Here is a 15,591-nt window from a genome sequence, read left to right on the forward strand (position 1 = left end):
GGAGATATAATGAATCGGTATTCTGCAGACAGATGGTACTCGGAGGCGAAGAAATCGACAGACGCGACCGAAATAAAAGGTGTCTCGGAGACGCCCGTCGCTCAGGAGTGTCGTCGGAGTCGAACTCGGTCGTCGTCGTAGGAGTCGACGTGTTCGTCGCGGAGTTCGTTGTCGTCGTCGTCGTCGCCCCACCCGAGCATGTCCTTTATCTTGCCCGTCAGGCCGTCGCTGTCCTCGTCGCGTTCGACCGTCGCGCGCCCGTCGTTCACGTCGTGGATGGTGCCGATACGGTCGCCCTCGGCGGTCACTACTTCCTTGTTACGGTCGTCGTCTCTGAATTTTCGTGCCATCGCGATAGAAAATTAACACGGCACTCGTAAGGAGGTGTTGGCCGCGAACCTGCTACGTCACCGGTCCGAGTAATTCAGCACGCGGTGAGAACGGCGGCGACGGCGACTATCCGGTGTATCCGGGCAGTCGGATGCGGTTGCCGTCCTCGTACTCATCGACGTCGTCGCCGGTCAGTTCGTAGGTGTCGTCGTCGTCGCTCCAGCCGAGCATCTCCTTTATCTCGTCGGTGAGGCTCTCGTCGTCGTCGGTTCGTTCGACCGTCGCGCGGCCGTCCTCGACGCCGCGAACCGTCCCGACGGTGTCGCCGGCGGCGGTCACGATGCGTTTGTCCACGTCCTCCTGCGTGAAGGGGCGTACCATCGCGTCGCCACGTTCGGTCGGTACGAGTAAGGGACTGGTGGCCGTCCCGGCGGCGTCGGTGCCCGCCCGCCGGGACGCGTTTCTCCCGGAGTCCGCTCAGTACGACTTCGCGAAGTACGCCGTCTCCTCGGCGTCGTCGCCGCAGACGGCGCACTCCTCGCCGCCGTGAATCTCGGCCTCCTCGTCGTTGAGGGGGACCATCACTATCTCCGCGGCTATCTGGTCCTTTATCTCCGCCTCGCAGTCCTCGTCGCCGCACCACGGCGCCTTCACGTACCCGCCGTGCTGACCGATGGTGCCGAGGATGTCGGCACGGGAGTCCGCCTCGCGGACGTTCTCCGCGAGGTTCTCTTCGGCGGTGGCGTACAGTTTCGCGTACACCTCGTCGAACTCCGCGCGCACCGTCTCGGCGATGTCCTCGCGGGGGACTTCCTTCGACTCGCCGTCGGGGCGGTGGACAACCGTCACTACGTCGTCGTCCACCTCGTTCGGGCCGATTTCGAAGCGGACGGGGACGCCCTTCAGTTCCCACTCGTTGAACTTGAAGCCGGGATTCCGCTCGTCTCGGTCGTCGAGTTCGACGCGGATGCCGTCGGCCTCCAGTTCCTCGGTGATGGACTCGGCGTACTCGAGCACCTTCTCCTGCGTATCGGCCTGCCAGATGGGGACGACGACCACCTGTTCGGGCGCGACGGTGTGCGGCAGGACGAGTCCCTGGTCGTCGGAGTGCGTCATGATGAGCGCGCCGAGTGCGCGCCAGGAGAGGCCCCACGACGTGGTGTGCGTCGCCTGACTCTCCTCGTCCACGTCGGTGTAGGTGATGTCGAACGCCTCCGCGAAGGAGGTACCGAGGTGGTGGGAGGTGGCTCCCTGCACGGACTTGCCGTCGGGCATGAGTGCCTCCACCGTCGTCGTCGTGTGCGCGCCGGGGAACTTGTCGTGCTCGGGTTTCGCGCCGCGGAGGACCGGAATCGCCAGCAGGTCCTCGTACACCGACTCGTACTGTTCGAGACGCGTCATCGTCTCCTCCCACGCGTCGTCGTGCGTCGCGTGCGCGGTGTGTCCCTCCTGCCAGAGGAACTCCTTCGTGCGGAAGAACGGCTTCGTCTCGGTCGCCTCCCACCGAACGACCGAGGCCCACTGGTTCACGCGCATGGGGAGGTCGCGGTGACTACGGACCCACTGCGCCATGTACGGCGCGATTATCGACTCGGAGGTGGGTCGGACGGCGAGTCGTTCCTCCAGTTCCTGGTGGCCGGCGTGCGTGACCCACGCGACTTCGGGGTCGAACCCCTCCACCACGTCCTTCTCGCGTTCGAGGTAGCTCTCGGGGATGAAGAGCGGGAAGTAGGCGTTCTGGACCCCCGTACTCTTGAACTTCGCGTCGAGGAACCCCTGCACTCGCTCCCAGAGCGCGTACGCCCGCGGACGCGTGACGATGAAACCGCTCATGCCTTCGGGACCGTAGTTGGCGAGACCTGCCTTCTGGACGACTTCGGCGTACCACTCGCCCGTGTTGTACTGCTTGGACTCGGTGATGCCGAGTTCCTGTTCGTCGCTCATTAGCGGTATTTCTCCCGACTGCGGCCTTAAATCTCCTGAAGCGTCGGAGGCTCATCGAACCTGTCTCCCCGGTAGACTCCCCGTCGGCGGAGTGTTTCCGGACGCACGGATAGTTCGCTCAGCGGTGAGGAGGCGTCAGCTAGATGTGCCCCCACGATGTACGATACGCTAGGTGGGTTCGATGTTAACACGGGTCACTAAGCGACCGGAGAACCGAGAACGGACGACCGAACGGTCGGAACGTACCGGCGGGTCCGACCGGAACGAGACGCGGGTCGAACTGTGGCGCGAGGCGACGGAGACGGGCGGCCGAAACGAGTTCGACCGGGTGGCCGAACGCCTCCGTCACCTCGAGGAACGCGGCGACGTGGACGCCGCCGCCGTCGAGACGTGGGACCGGTACGTGGACGTCGCCGGCGGGTACCCCGACGACGAGGTGCCGCGGAGGACGCTGGACCGCCTCGGAAAACTGAAGCGCTGGGCGTGGCGACGCGGGAGCGACGCCTCCATCTCGACGGAGTCGCGGACGGTGGGTCGCGGACGGATGGGACCCCCCACGCAGATGCGGCGCGTCCCGCGCGCGGCACTCGTCGAGTTCGAGAACGGCGTCGTGACGAACGTCACCCTCTGCGACGAGTACACCGGGTGTCTCACCGAGCGACTGCGAACCATCGCCGAACGCGAACGTCCGGCGACCGAGGAGCGCGACGACGGCGAACCCCTCGAACGGGTCCTCTCCTAATCCGGCGTCACCGCGAACGGGCTCTCCCGTTCGCGCCACTCCCAGCCGGGGAGTCGGGTCTGGAAGCCGGCCGCGAGGGCGGCGTCTAGGTCGTCCGCGCCGGCGACGCCGTCGGTGTGCGTCGCCGTGTCCGCGAAGTGGAACGTCGCCTGCGCGAGCAACGAGAGCGGTTGCCCGCCCGCGATGGTCGCCGCGAGTTCGCGGCCGAGAATCTCGTCGACGACGAACCCCGGATAGTCGTCTTGGACGTCCAACTCGCGCAGGATACCGACGTAGCCCGCGACGTTGACGGCCACGTCGCCGTCGGCGAACACCGTCGCGACTTCCTCGCGGTACTCCGCCTCCGTCACCGTCCCCACGTCGGTGTCGAACAGGTCGCCCAACCGCGTCCGCGTCTCGTTCAACAGGGGGACCACGACGGTAGACCGGTCGCTCACCCACCGCGCCTCCTCGGCGACGGCGTCGGGTGTCAGTTCCATACCCTCCCGAGGGGCTCGAACTGCTTCGACTTTGCGAAGGCTTTTATACCGAGGCAAGAATACGTCCGAGTAAGCGGGTTTTCCCTGCCTCTTCCCGCAGTCAGGATAGCCGGAGATAGCGATACGACCGCAGACTACCCTATGCTCTCTCACGATTACATCCAGTCCGACCGTGCGGCCGTAGTGACCGTCTCGTCGGTCGACTTCCTGCGAGGCAGCGAGAGCCCGACCCCGCTACCGTCCGTCACGACACGGACGAGTGGTACTCACTTATGAGTTCAGTAGACAAGCAGCTCGAGGAACTGAAAGCAGAGATAACGAACGAACTCCCTTCGGACATCTCGGTCTCCGACGTCAAGTACGAGGGACCGGAACTGGTCGTGTACACGCGCGACCCGAAGAAGTTCGCACAGAACGGCGACCTCATCCGAAAGCTCGCCAGCAAACTTCGAAAGCGAATCACGGTCCGACCCGACCCGGACGTCCTCTCGCCGCCGCGAGAGGCGGAGGAGCAGGTACTCGGCGTCATCCCCGACGAGGCCGGCGTCACGGACCTCGACTTCCACGAGGACACCGGCGAAGTCGTCATCGAGGCGGCCAAACCCGGGATGGTCATCGGCCGACACGGCTCGACGCTCCGCAAGATAACGCAGGAGGTCGGCTGGACGCCCGAAGTCGTCCGGACGCCGCCCATCGAGTCCTCGACGGTCTCGAACGTGCGGAACTTCCTGAAGCAAGAACGCGACGAGCGACGGCAGATTCTCGAACGGGTCGGCCGGCAGATACACCGCGAACAACTCTCCGACGACGAGTGGGTCCGCATCTCCACGCTCGGATGTTGCCGCGAAGTCGGTCGCGCCTCGTTCATCCTCTCGACGCCGGAGACGCGCATCCTCGTCGACTGCGGTGACAAGCCGGGATCCGACGACGTGCCGTACCTGCAGGTGCCCGAAGCGCTCGGGTCCGGGGCGAACTCGCTCGACGCCGTCGTCCTCACCCACGCCCACCTCGACCACTCGGCGCTCATCCCGCTCCTGTTCAAGTACGGCTACGACGGCCCCATCTACACGACCGAACCGACGCGGGACCTGATGGGCCTGCTCACGCTCGACTACCTCGACGTGGCGGCCAAGGAGGGACGGACGCCGCCCTACGAGTCCGAGATGGTCCGCGAGGCCATCAAGCACTGCATCCCGCTGGAATACGGCGACGTGACCGACATCGCGCCCGACGTGAAGCTCACGTTCCACAACGCGGGCCACATCCTCGGCTCGGCGGTGTCGCACTTCCACATCGGCGACGGCCTCTACAACGTGGCGTTCTCGGGCGACATCCACTACGAGGACACGCGCCTGTTCAACGGCGCGGTCAACGACTTCCCGCGCGTGGAGACGCTCGTCCTCGAATCGACGTACGGCGGGCGCAACGACTACCAGACCGACCAAGAGGACTCCGAACAGAAGCTCATCGACGTCATCAACGAGACGCACGACCGCGGCGGGAAGGTCCTCATCCCGGCGTTCGCGGTCGGTCGCTCTCAGGAGATCATGCTCGTCCTCGAAGAGGCGATGCGCTCGGGCAAGATTCCGGAGATGCCCGTCCACCTCGACGGGATGATATGGGAGGCGACGGCCATCCACACGACGTACCCCGAGTACCTCCGCGACGACCTGCGCGACCGCATCTTCCACGAGGACGAGAACCCGTTCCTCGCCGACGAGTTCAACCACATCGACGCCGGCGAGGACGAACGGCAGGAGGTCGCCGACGGCGGCCCGGCCATCGTCCTCTCCACCTCCGGGATGGTGACGGGCGGCCCCATCATGTCGTGGCTCCGCCACGTCGGCCCCGACCCGAAATCGCGCCTCGTCTTCGTCGGCTACCAGGCGCAGGGAACGCTCGGCCGTCGCATCCAGAACGGGTGGGACGAGATTCCCATGAACGACCGCGACAACATGGGTCGCTCGAACACGCTCACACTGAAGATGGACGTGGAGACGGTCGACGGCTTCTCCGGCCACGCCGACCGGGCCGGTCTGGAGAACTTCGTGAAGACGATGAACCCGCGTCCGGAGAAAGTGCTGTGCGTCCACGGCGACGAACGCTCCGTGCAGGACCTCTCCTCGGCGCTGTACCACAACTACAACATGCGCACGTTCGCGCCGAAGAACCTCGAGACGTTCCGCTTCAAGTAACGCGCACCGCTCGACGCCTCGGCCGACGGCACCGCGCACCTTCTTACCGCTGCCACCCGCACGGTGTGGTATGCGTCTCGCGCTCATCGCACACGACGAGAAGAAACCGGACCTCATCGAGTTCGCACAGAACCGGGAGGACGACCTGGCACACTTCGACCTGACGGCGACGGGGACGACGGGCAAGCGCCTCGTCGACGCGACGGACCTGGACGTCGAACGCAAGCAGTCGGGCCCCCTCGGCGGCGACATGCAGATCGGCGCGGAGATCGCCAGCGAGGACTGCCACGGCGTCGTCTTCCTCCGCGACCCACTCACCGCGCAACCGCACGAACCCGACATCACCGCGTTGCTCCGAATCTGCGACGTGCACGACGTGCCACTCGCCACCAACCTCGCCAGCGCGGACGCCGTCCTCGACGAACTGCTGTACCAACTCGACGTGGAGTTCGACCCCACCGAGTGAGGCGCGCCCGTCGGATTCTCCCGACTGATAGTCGGTCCGAACGTTCAAGTCCGATTCGGGAGACAGTCTCCCTATGCGACATCTCGAGCGCGCGCTCGCGGCGGCTCTCGCCGTCGCCGTCCTCACCGCGGCCGTCGCGGCACCCGTCGCCGCGCAGGCGGGCGGTGACGACGGGTCCGAACCGGTGTGCTTCCCCGGCGGCGGCCACGAGTTGGACATCGGCACCGAGGGGCCGGGCATCGCCGTGACCGTCCACACCTCGCTGTTCACGAACCTCACCGACGCCGGCGCACTCGGCATGGAGGCGCGCGGGACGGCGCTGAACGCGACGATAATCGAACTCCGCACGGGCGTCGTCTTCGACGGCGTCGGCCCGGCCGAGGAGTTCCTCGCGAACCCGTTCTCGCGGTTCGCCATCCTGTTCGACTACTCGTTCGAGTTGCCGATGTTCGCGGGGTTGGTGGACGACTCGAGTTACGAGACGGACGAGTCGCCGGTGAGTGGCGTGGACTCGCGGGGCTGTTGAGGGGAGGGAACCTGTTCGACCCACCTACTCACCGACCTCTTCCGCGGACGACCGGCTCGATGCGCGGGTCGACGAGGCTCACAGCAGCGTCCGGCCCTTCGTCTCGACTCCCCAGACCAACAGCGCGACCCCGGCGACGAAGAGCGACACCGCGACGGGAGCGAGCGCGACGAGATAGCCGAACTGTGCGAGCGTCCCGAAGAACACCGGGCCGGCGGCCGCGGCGACCTTCCCGATGGAGCCGGTGACCCCCAGACCCGTCGAGCGGACCTCCGTGGGGAACACCTCCGAGGTGTACGCGTACAGCACCGCCCACGCCCCGAGCACCGCGAACCCCATCACGAACAGGCCGAACAGGAACGCCTCCGTTCGGGCCGCGCCGAGGTCGATACCGGCGCCGGGAATCGCCGCCGCGAACAGCAACGTCCCGGCGCCGCCGAGGATGGTGAACCCGCCGAGCGTCCACTTGCGGCCGAGAACCTCGATGAGGTACGCCGCGCTGAGCTGTCCGGTCAACTGGAAGACGGTGACGACGAACAGGAAGCGGTAGAGGTCGTCGGCGTACCCCGCGTTCGCGACGGTGTCGGGGAGCCAGGTGAAGATGCCGTAGAACGCGAGGTTGACGACGACCCAGAGGCTCGCGAGCAGGACCGTCGTCCCGACCAACTCGGGGTCGAACAGCCGCCGATACCCCGTGTCGTCCGGGTCGGCGGCGCGCCACGGACCGGACGTCGACGGCGGTTCGACCCGGTTCAGGACGGCCATCGTTTCGAGCGCCTCGGTCGCGGCGTCCGTCCGGCCCTGTCGGGCGAGGAAGTACGGCGACCGCGGGAGCGAGCGGGCCGCGACGACCGCGAGACCGAGCGGCAGGATACCGGCGGCGAAGAACACGCGCCACGCCGCCACGCCGCCGACCGTCCCGTCCGGACCGGTGAGAACCGAGAAGACGCCCCACGCGAGCGCCACCACCGCGATGCTGCCGACCGAGAAGCACGCTTCGAGGTACGTGACGAACCGACCGCGGACCTGCGAGGGGAGTTGCTCGGCGAGGTACGACGCGCCCGCGACGAGTCCCCCGCCGAGGCCGATGCCCGTCACGAACCGGAGACCGATGGCCGAGTACAGGCCGACCGCGAGCGCGGTCAGCGCGGTGAAGACCGAGAACGTGACGACGGACGCGACGAGCGTGCGCTTGCGCCCCGCGCGGTCGGCGTACCACCCGCCGACGGTGTTGCCCACGAGCATCCCGAGCAGACTCGCGCTTCCGAGGACGCCCGCGGTGAACCCCGACAGGTTCCAGATCTCGATGAACGTCGGGAGCGCGAAGGAGACGGCGAGTATCGACATCGCCATGGCGGCCCAGACGCCGCCCACGGTCGCCATCACCAGCCAGTGAAAGCGCCCCACCGGGATGGTATCGACGACGTCACCGATTCGCTGCCCCTGACCGTCCATGCTGCCGGTGGTCGCTCGCGGGCGTGTTAAACTCGGGGGAACGCGAACGCGACGCCTCGCCGACGGGTCACTCCTCCGCAGTCGAGGGGTCGACCACCGTCTCGTCCACCTCGTCCACGCCCACGCGGTCGCACAGGTCGTACAGCGGACACGCCTCCGGCCCGTCGAGACACGCCGGCTTCCGCGCGGAGCAGTACTCGCGGCCGAACTGAATCATCGCGGTGTGACCGAAACCGCACTTCTCGGCGGGCACGTCGCGTTCGAGGGCCTCGCGCACTCCCTCGTGGTCGGCGTCGGCGGGAGCGAGGCCCATGCGCCGCGCGATGCGGTGGACGTGGGTGTCGACGGGGAAGACGCCGCCGCGGCCGCCCGCGAACAGGAGGACGCAGTCTGCCGTCTTGGGCCCGACGCCGTGGATGTCGAGGAGTCGGTCTCTGACCGCGCCGGGGTCCTCGTCCTTCACGAAGTCGTCGAAGCCGTCGGCCCCGCCGAACTCGTCGCAGATTCGCTCGGCCGCGCCGAGTATCATCTCGGACTTCTGGTTGTAGAGCCCCGCCGAGGAGATGGTCTCGGCGAGTGCGGCCCGTTCGGCGTCGGCGAGTGCTTCTGCGAGGTCCGCTCGGCCGGCATACCGCTCCATCAACGCGTCGTGGGCGGGTTGGCTCGCCACGTCGCTGGTGTTCTGGCTGAGGATGGTCCGGACGAGGCACTCGAAGGCGTCCTGTCCGCCGTAGGCCTTCTGCCAGTACATCCGCCCCAACTCGTCGACGACGGCCTCCGCGCGGGAGTCGGCCTCGCCGGGCGCGAACGCCGCGGGCGTGCCGCCGCCGCCGTCGCCGCCGCTGATGTTCTCCGCAGGTTCCTCGGGCATGCTCGGAGGATAGGACGCCGTCTCGAAAAGCGGTCGGGATGCGGCCGTCGTCCTCACTCCACCCGGAGCGTGAACGTCACGTCGCCGCCGTCGGCCAGTGCCGACACGAGGTCACGGTCGAAGTCGGCCGCCGCGGCGTCTGCGCCGACCAGTATCGTGCGGTCGTCCACGTAGTCGCTGGTGCGCCCGACGTGACTGCGGTCCCCCGCGAAGCTCAGGTCGGGGTGGCCGCGCCCCTCGACGGTCTGTCGGTACGTCTCGCCGTCGGGGCCCTCGACTTCGACGGTGGCTGTGAGGGTCGCGTCGGCGTCCCGGCAGGCGTCCACGAACGCCTCGTCGAAGTCGGCGGGGGTCCGGTCCGCCTCGACAGCGAGGATGCAGTCTCCTGCGGGGGTGAGCCAGTCGTCGGACGTGACCTCGAACGTGCTCTCGTGTTCGGCGGAGACGTTCTCGTGCCCGCGCGCGCGAACGACTTCTTCGTGCATACTCCGAGGTGGCCGTCGCGGCGGTAAATCGCACTCGATTCGGCCGCGTCCGGCCATCGGCGCGGCCGCCGGCCCCCGAACGCCTGCTCGAAGCCGCGCCCACGCCGACGAACGCTAACCATGCGTGTTGTTACCACGGGACTTTATATGCCCCGTCTCACACTCGAAACCGGGGTATCGTGCCGTTTCACGCCCCGTGGTAGCGGTTTTCAGGGGTCGGAACCACCGGAGGACTTATATACTGCTACGTACAATGTGTAGGTACCAGAACGCCTCCGGCGTTCCGGCGGCACAGCACGCAGAATGATCGGGAATTCTTATCCACGGTCGGCAGCACCACCACGAGCAGCCGCCACGCACGGAGTGGTAATGGTATCGAGGTTTGATCACGCATGGTGACACAGCAAGACGTTCTCACGGAATACGACGTACAGGAGCTCAGCGATTCGGACAACGTTGAGCTCACGGACGACCAACTCGACAGCGGCTCCAAAGGTCAGCTCATCAAACTCGCGGGACAGCTCCGCGACCGACGAAACGACCTGAACCAGATGGCCTCCGAGCGCGCTTCCAAGCGCGACGACCTGAACGCGAAGACTCGCGAGAAGGTCGACGAGGCCCAGGAGCACCGCGAGAAGCGCGACGAGCTGAACGAGCAGGTCCAAGAGCACAAGAACAAGCGAAACGAGCTGAACGCCGAGGCCAACGAACTGTTCGACAAGGTCGAACAGATGAAGGAGGACCTCGAGCTCGACGACGGCAAGGACATCGAGGAGCTCAAAGAGGAGATCGAGCAGCTCGAATTCCGCCAGCAGACCGAAGTCCTCTCGACGGAGGACGAGCGCGAACTCATCGAGAAGATCGAGAACAAGCGCGAGGAACTCCGTCAGAAGAAGGACAAAGTCGAAGACAGCGGCGAGCTCGAGGAACTCATCGAGGAGGCCGAGGAGGTCCGCTCGGAGGCGTCCCAGCACCACCAGAAGGTGACGGAACTCGCCGACAAGGCGCAGGAACACCACAACCAGATGATCGAGGCCTACCGTGAGGCCGACGACATCCGCGACAAGGCCGACGCGATGCACGAACTGTTCGTGGAAGCGCAGGAGGCTGCCGACCGCCACCACGAGGACTTCGTCCGCGTCCAGAAGCGGCTCCGCGAACTCGACAAGCAGGAGGAAGAAGAGCGCGACGCCGAACGCGCCGAGAAGCGCGAGGCCGCCAAGGAAGAGGCCGAAGAGATCTACCAGAAGTTCAAGGAAGGCGAGACCCTCGACACCGAGGACCTGATGAAGCTCCAGAAGACGGGGCTTCTCTAAGCGCCGGAGCGCGTATCTTCTACGTTTTCTCACGACCCCGAGCGGCCGCCACGCCGGCGGGCGCGACGCGACTATCTTTTATCACTACGGAGTCCCACCGACAGGCATGACAGTCGTTGGTGAGACGGCGTGACCGACCGAGAGCGGAGCCTCGAACGCGGCGTCCTCGTGGTCGCCGTCGCCGCCGTCGCTGGACTGGCGGGGTGGCTCCTGTTCTACGTCGTCCCGTACGACCTGGCGAGTCTGCTCGGCGTCCTTCTGGTCGTCGCGACGGTGTTCCTCGGCGTCCGACTCGGGAGTCGCGTCGCGTCCGCCCGATTCCCCGACTACGACGTGGCCGAAGTCGGCGTCGAGGGTCCCATCACCCGCGACGGCGGGCCGACCGGCTTCCCGAACCGACCGGGCGGCGCGTCGAGCGACGACGTGGTCGAACAGATACGCGCGGCCGACGACGACGACGCCGTGTCGGCGCTGCTCGTCCGTCTGAACACGCCGGGCGGCGCGGTCCTCCCGAGCGACGATATCCGCCGGGCGGCGGCGGCGTTCGACGGGCCGACCGTCGCCTACGCGACCGATACCTGCGCCAGCGGCGGCTACTGGATCGCCAGCGTGTGCGACGAGATATGGGCACACGACGTGAGCATCGTCGGGAGCATCGGCGTCATCGGGTCGTCGGTGAACGTCCACGAACTCGCCGAGCGACTCGGCGTCTCGTACGAGCGGTTCGCCGCCGGGAAGTACAAGGACGCGGGCACCGCGCTGAAGGAACCCTCGGAGGAGGAACGCGCCTACCTGCAGGGCATCGTCGACGACTACTACGACGACTTCGTCGAACGGGTGGCCGAGGGGCGCGATATGGACCCCGAGACGGTTCGCGACACCGAAGCCCGCGTCTACCTCGGGTCCGACGCGCACGAACTCGGTCTCGTGGACGAACTCGGCACCCGCGAGGACGTCGAGGACCGACTCGCGGCACTGCTCGGCACGGAGGCGGTGTCCGTCCGGGAGTTCTCGTCCGGCGAGAGCCTCGTCTCGCGCCTCCGCGGTGGCACCGAACGGGTCGCCTTCGCACTCGGTGCGGGCGTCGCCTCGGCGTTCGACGACGAGGCGTCGGAGTTCCGGTTCCGCCTCTGAGCGCCGGCGACCGGGGCGGTCCGCTCCGGAGTGCTCGGGAGGCGACGGGCCACCACGGGTTTAGGTCGGCCGTCCCTCAGCGGCGTACGGCGGCGCGCGTCCCCGCGCCCGTTCCCTTCGTCTGTCGCCATGAACTCCGTCACGTCACTCGTTCCGATGGTCATCGTCGATGAGTTGAACGACCTCCGAGACAGTCCGACCCGATGGGTGTTCCTCGTCGGCAGTCGCCCCATCCTCGGTATCTGCCTGTTCGTCGGCTTCCTGTTCGTCTTCTACGGGCTCTGGGCCGCCGGACTGGTCCGGTTCACCAACCAGACGGCCATCCTCTACATCCTGAGCAGTCTCGTCGGCGGCAACCTCACGCTCGTCACCCTCGTCATCTCCATCAATCAGGTCATCATCTCCCGGCAGTTGGGTTCCCCCGGCGAACTCCGCGAGGACATCGAGAAGGTCAACGAGTACCGCCGGCAGGCCATCGACCCCGACCGAACGGAGGTGGTCCCGGTCACGCCGTCGGACTTCCTGAAACTCCTCCTCGAGAGCATCCGACGCGACCTGCAGCGACTCGGTGGGCTGACCGCGTCGGCGGACGACGAGCAACTGCGGGCCGACACCGACGACATCGTCACCAACCTCACCGAACACGTCGACCGGGTGGACCGCCTCATCGAGGGGAACGGGGCGGGGACGTTCGACACCCTCTCGGCGCTGTTGACGACGAACTACGCGGACCGAATCTACCAGATACGCCGGCTCCGGTCCAGACACCGGGAGGCGCTCTCGGAGTCGGCCACGGACCTCACCGACGACATCGTCTCGAAACTGCAGGAGATAGACGTCGCGCGGCAGTACTTCAAGACGCTGTACATCCAGACGGAACTCGCCTACATCTCCCGCGTCCTCCTGTACGCCGGCGTCGTCGCCGAGGTGGTGCTCATCTCGTCGCTCCTGGTGCTGAGTTCGGCCGGCGAGACGGCCGCCGTCAGAGCGCTCCCGTCCGCCAGCGTCCCGGCGATAGCGGCCGTCGGACTGCTTCCGCTCGCCGTGCTGTTCTCGTACGCGCTCCGACTGGCCGTCGTCACGCAGCGAACCATCGCCATCACGCCGTTCACGACGCCCGAACAGGAGGACGAACTCCACCTGTGACGGCCGTCGGGTCCCGCCGACGGTTCGGCCGACCGGAACCGAAACGCCGACGTTCCACCCCGCTACCGAGAATACTTTAACCCGGAGAGACGTTCGCACGGGTGTGACCACGCTCGTCCTCTGTGTGGACCGTTCGAACGACATCGGACGGAAGGCGGGTGTCCCGACGCCCGTCGTCGGGTGGGAGGCGGTCCGGTCGCTCGTCACCGACGTGGGACTGGCCGACCCGGAGGACTCCAACGTGAACTGCCTGCTCGAAGCGCTCCGCGTCGCTCGCGACTTGCGCGACGAACACGAAGACTCCGTCGTCGCCGTCGTCTCCGGGGCGTCGGAGACGCTCGTCGGCGCGGACCGCTCGCTGGCCGCACAGGTGGACGAACTCGTCGCCGAGTACGAGCCCGAATCGGCCATCGTCGTCGTGGACAGCGCGGGCGACGAACGTGTCGTCCCCGTCATCGAGAGTCGACTCCGCGTCGACTCCGTCGACCGGGTGGTCGTCCGGCAGGCGCACGACATCGAATCGACGTACTACCTGCTCAAGCAGTTCCTCGCCGACGAGGAACTCCGCTCGACGGTGCTCGTCCCCCTCGGCGCGACGCTGCTCCTGATGCCGCTGCTGTTGACGCGCTTCTCGCCGGAGATCGCGCTGGCCGGACTCGGCTCCGTCCTCGGAGCGGTGTTGCTCTACAAGGGGTTGGCCATCGACCAACTGCTGGCCGAGTCGCCCGACAGAGTCCGGGACGCGCTCTACTCCGGGCAGGTATCCATCGTCACCTACGTCGTCGCCGCGGGCCTCACGCTCGTCGGCGCGTTCCTCGGCGCCCTCTCGGTGACCCCGCAGGCGAACGCCGGCACGGGCGCGACGCTCATCTCGACGATGCAGTTCGTCTACCACGCCGTCCCGTGGCTGGCGCTGGCCGCGTTGACGGCCAGCGCCGGACGCCTCCTCGACGAACTCATCGGCGCCGACGGCGTGAGTCGGCAGTACATGAACCTCCCGTTCGGCGTCGTCGCCCTCGGACTCGTCGTCCGCGGCTTCGCCGGCTGGTTCCTCCAGCGAGAGGGGATTCTCGCGGACGCCGTCCTGTTCGGCTGGACCGTCTCGGCCCAGCAGCGACTCGCGCTGTTCATCGTCGGCGGTATCTTCGTCAGCGCCATCGGCGTCCGCGTCGCCGCCACGATGAGCGAGAGCGAGACGCTCGAGGACGCCGTCGAACAGTAGAACGAACCGTCGACAGAAGGGGCAGTTACCGCGCGCCGCGAGCGCGGTACTCGCCGTGTTTGACTCCCAGTGCGAGGCAGATAGCGCCGAAGACGAGCATCGCCGGCGTCACCATCATCAGCACCGTGCTCGTCGCCATGAATCCCATACCGACGAGCGCAACGGTTCCGAGGACGACGAGTCCTACGAGCGCTCCCACCGTCACCGTCAGGTCGAACTCCATACGCCGTCGTTAGGACGCCGTCGCCTAATCGGTTTCTCAATCGGACGCCGAAAGAGGGCGTGACGGGAGCCGAGAGTGGTTCGATGCTCGAAACGGGTGCGGTCGCGGTGCCGGTTACCAGGGAGCGAAGTCGGGGTCGACCTGCCGGTCGGTGCGGTCGATGGCGTCGATGCGCTCGACGTCCTCCGGTTCGAGTTCGAGGCGGAGCGAGTCCCAGTTGTCGTCGATGTGGTCCTCGCTCGTCGCCTTCGGGATGGCCGTGACGCCCTTCTCGCGGAGCCACGCCAGCGACACCTGCGCGGCGCTCACGCCGTGTTCGTCGGCAATCTCCTCGAGTTCGGGCACGTCGAACACCTCGCCGCGCGCCAGCGGCGAGTAGGCGACGACTTCGACGTCGTGTTCCGCGCACGCCTCGCGAAGTTCCTCCTGCGGGAGCAGGGGGTGCAGTTCGACCTGATTGGCGAAGACGGGCGCCTCGGTGTACTCGACGGCCGTCTCAACGTGTTCGGGCTGGAAGTTGCTGACGCCGATGCGGTCGATGCGGCCCTCGTCGTACAGTTCGTCGAACGCGCGGAGCGTCTCCTCGGGGCTGTACTCGCCGGACGGCCAGTGGACGTACAGCAGGTCCACGGACTCGACGCCTAGTTTCTCCAGACTCTCCTCGGTCGATTCGATGACGTCGTCGTACGCGAGGTTGTCCGTCCACACTTTCGTCGCGAGGAAGACGTCCTCGCGGTCGACGTCGGCGTTCGCGATGCCCTCGCCGACCGCCTCCTCGTTACCGTATATCTGGGCGGTGTCGACGTGCCGATAGCCCATGTTCAGCGCCGTCTCGACGGACCGCGCACAGTCCGTCGGGTCGTCGTTCTGCCACGTGCCGAGACCGAGCATCGGCATACCGTTCGCTCGCGGCACGTCTTCGGGGGCGAGAGACTGCTGTTCAGACATAGTCAGACGAGAAGAGGGTCGTCGCGCCAAAAGACGTTGCGGCAGGGTGGTTCGTATGCCGGAAAGCGTGCGAACGTGTCGCGTCCGCGGAGCGGTTCGGACACCGCCG

General features: G+C 66.9%; 17 protein-coding genes. 8 read left to right on the top strand and 9 right to left on the bottom strand.

Annotated features, from left to right (window positions below; translation table 11 throughout):
• Window positions 1-101: 101 nt before the first annotated feature.
• The 3 genes from BM310_RS05515 to proS all read right to left on the bottom strand — a co-directional run bounded on the left by BM310_RS05515 (window position 102) and on the right by proS (window position 2,274).
• Entirely contained in the window at window positions 102-350 is a 249-nt protein-coding gene (locus tag BM310_RS05515) for a hypothetical protein (RefSeq protein ID WP_089805370.1), read from the bottom strand.
• Between the two features lie 106 nt (window positions 351-456).
• A complete protein-coding gene (locus tag BM310_RS05520) occupies window positions 457-711 on the bottom strand; it encodes a hypothetical protein (RefSeq protein WP_089805372.1) in 255 nt (84 codons plus the stop codon).
• A gap of 96 nt (window positions 712-807) precedes the next feature.
• Window positions 808-2,274, bottom strand: a complete 1,467-nt coding sequence (gene proS, locus BM310_RS05525) for a proline--tRNA ligase (RefSeq protein ID WP_089805374.1) — start codon at window positions 2,272-2,274, stop codon at window positions 808-810.
• A 181-nt stretch (window positions 2,275-2,455) separates the two neighbouring features.
• Between proS and BM310_RS05530 the strand changes: the two genes are divergently transcribed.
• Window positions 2,456-3,016 (top strand): HTH domain-containing protein, encoded by a 561-nt coding sequence (locus BM310_RS05530; protein WP_089805376.1) that lies wholly within the window; start codon window positions 2,456-2,458, stop codon window positions 3,014-3,016.
• On the opposite strand, the gene BM310_RS05535 is transcribed toward BM310_RS05530, so the two are convergent.
• Window positions 3,013-3,495 carry a hypothetical protein gene (locus BM310_RS05535; RefSeq protein ID WP_089805378.1) on the bottom strand — a complete coding sequence of 161 codons (483 nt, stop codon included), beginning with the start codon at window positions 3,493-3,495 and terminating at the stop codon, window positions 3,013-3,015. The two genes, BM310_RS05530 and BM310_RS05535, sit on opposite strands and share 4 nt — an antisense overlap.
• Window positions 3,496-3,767: 272 nt before the next feature.
• Between BM310_RS05535 and BM310_RS05540 the strand changes: the two genes are divergently transcribed.
• The 3 genes from BM310_RS05540 to BM310_RS05550 all read left to right on the top strand — a co-directional run bounded on the left by BM310_RS05540 (window position 3,768) and on the right by BM310_RS05550 (window position 6,682).
• Window positions 3,768-5,690: a beta-CASP ribonuclease aCPSF1 gene (locus BM310_RS05540; RefSeq protein ID WP_089805380.1), complete on the top strand. Its 1,923-nt coding sequence runs from the start codon at window positions 3,768-3,770 to the stop codon at window positions 5,688-5,690.
• A gap of 70 nt (window positions 5,691-5,760) precedes the next feature.
• A complete protein-coding gene (locus BM310_RS05545; protein WP_089805381.1) occupies window positions 5,761-6,156 on the top strand; it encodes a methylglyoxal synthase in 396 nt (131 codons plus the stop codon).
• A gap of 73 nt (window positions 6,157-6,229) precedes the next feature.
• Window positions 6,230-6,682 (top strand): DUF7332 family protein, encoded by a 453-nt coding sequence (locus tag BM310_RS05550; protein WP_089805383.1) that lies wholly within the window; start codon window positions 6,230-6,232, stop codon window positions 6,680-6,682.
• A gap of 78 nt (window positions 6,683-6,760) precedes the next feature.
• On the opposite strand, the gene BM310_RS05555 is transcribed toward BM310_RS05550, so the two are convergent.
• The 3 genes from BM310_RS05555 to BM310_RS05565 all read right to left on the bottom strand — a co-directional run bounded on the left by BM310_RS05555 (window position 6,761) and on the right by BM310_RS05565 (window position 9,493).
• Window positions 6,761-8,137: an MFS transporter gene (locus tag BM310_RS05555; RefSeq protein WP_089805385.1), complete on the bottom strand. Its 1,377-nt coding sequence runs from the start codon at window positions 8,135-8,137 to the stop codon at window positions 6,761-6,763.
• A gap of 67 nt (window positions 8,138-8,204) precedes the next feature.
• Window positions 8,205-9,008: an endonuclease III domain-containing protein gene (locus BM310_RS05560; protein WP_089805387.1), complete on the bottom strand. Its 804-nt coding sequence runs from the start codon at window positions 9,006-9,008 to the stop codon at window positions 8,205-8,207.
• A gap of 53 nt (window positions 9,009-9,061) precedes the next feature.
• Window positions 9,062-9,493: a DUF371 domain-containing protein gene (locus tag BM310_RS05565; protein ID WP_089805389.1), complete on the bottom strand. Its 432-nt coding sequence runs from the start codon at window positions 9,491-9,493 to the stop codon at window positions 9,062-9,064.
• Between the two features lie 392 nt (window positions 9,494-9,885).
• On the opposite strand from BM310_RS05565, the gene BM310_RS05570 reads away from it, so the two are divergent.
• The 4 genes from BM310_RS05570 to BM310_RS05585 all read left to right on the top strand — a co-directional run bounded on the left by BM310_RS05570 (window position 9,886) and on the right by BM310_RS05585 (window position 14,311).
• The gene (locus tag BM310_RS05570) at window positions 9,886-10,809 is read left to right on the top strand and encodes a coiled-coil protein (protein WP_089805391.1); all 924 of its coding nucleotides are present in this window, start codon (window positions 9,886-9,888) and stop codon (window positions 10,807-10,809) included.
• Window positions 10,810-10,938: 129 nt separating this feature from the next.
• Window positions 10,939-11,943: a signal peptide peptidase SppA gene (gene sppA / locus BM310_RS05575; protein ID WP_089805393.1), complete on the top strand. Its 1,005-nt coding sequence runs from the start codon at window positions 10,939-10,941 to the stop codon at window positions 11,941-11,943.
• A gap of 129 nt (window positions 11,944-12,072) precedes the next feature.
• Entirely contained in the window at window positions 12,073-13,089 is a 1,017-nt protein-coding gene (locus BM310_RS05580; RefSeq protein WP_089805395.1) for a hypothetical protein, read from the top strand.
• Window positions 13,090-13,192: 103 nt separating this feature from the next.
• Window positions 13,193-14,311: a DUF373 family protein gene (locus tag BM310_RS05585; RefSeq protein ID WP_089805397.1), complete on the top strand. Its 1,119-nt coding sequence runs from the start codon at window positions 13,193-13,195 to the stop codon at window positions 14,309-14,311.
• Between the two features lie 25 nt (window positions 14,312-14,336).
• On the opposite strand, the gene BM310_RS05590 is transcribed toward BM310_RS05585, so the two are convergent.
• Together BM310_RS05590 and BM310_RS05595 are read right to left on the bottom strand one after the other, a co-directional pair.
• Complete coding sequence (locus BM310_RS05590; RefSeq protein WP_089805399.1) at window positions 14,337-14,534, bottom strand: DUF7333 family protein; 198 nt, start codon at window positions 14,532-14,534, stop codon at window positions 14,337-14,339.
• Window positions 14,535-14,648: 114 nt separating this feature from the next.
• Window positions 14,649-15,482 (bottom strand): aldo/keto reductase, encoded by an 834-nt coding sequence (locus BM310_RS05595; protein WP_089805401.1) that lies wholly within the window; start codon window positions 15,480-15,482, stop codon window positions 14,649-14,651.
• Window positions 15,483-15,591 lie beyond the last annotated feature (109 nt).

Origin of the sequence: Halogeometricum rufum, assembly GCF_900112175.1 — an archaeon.
GTDB lineage: Archaea > Halobacteriota > Halobacteria > Halobacteriales > Haloferacaceae > Halogeometricum > Halogeometricum rufum.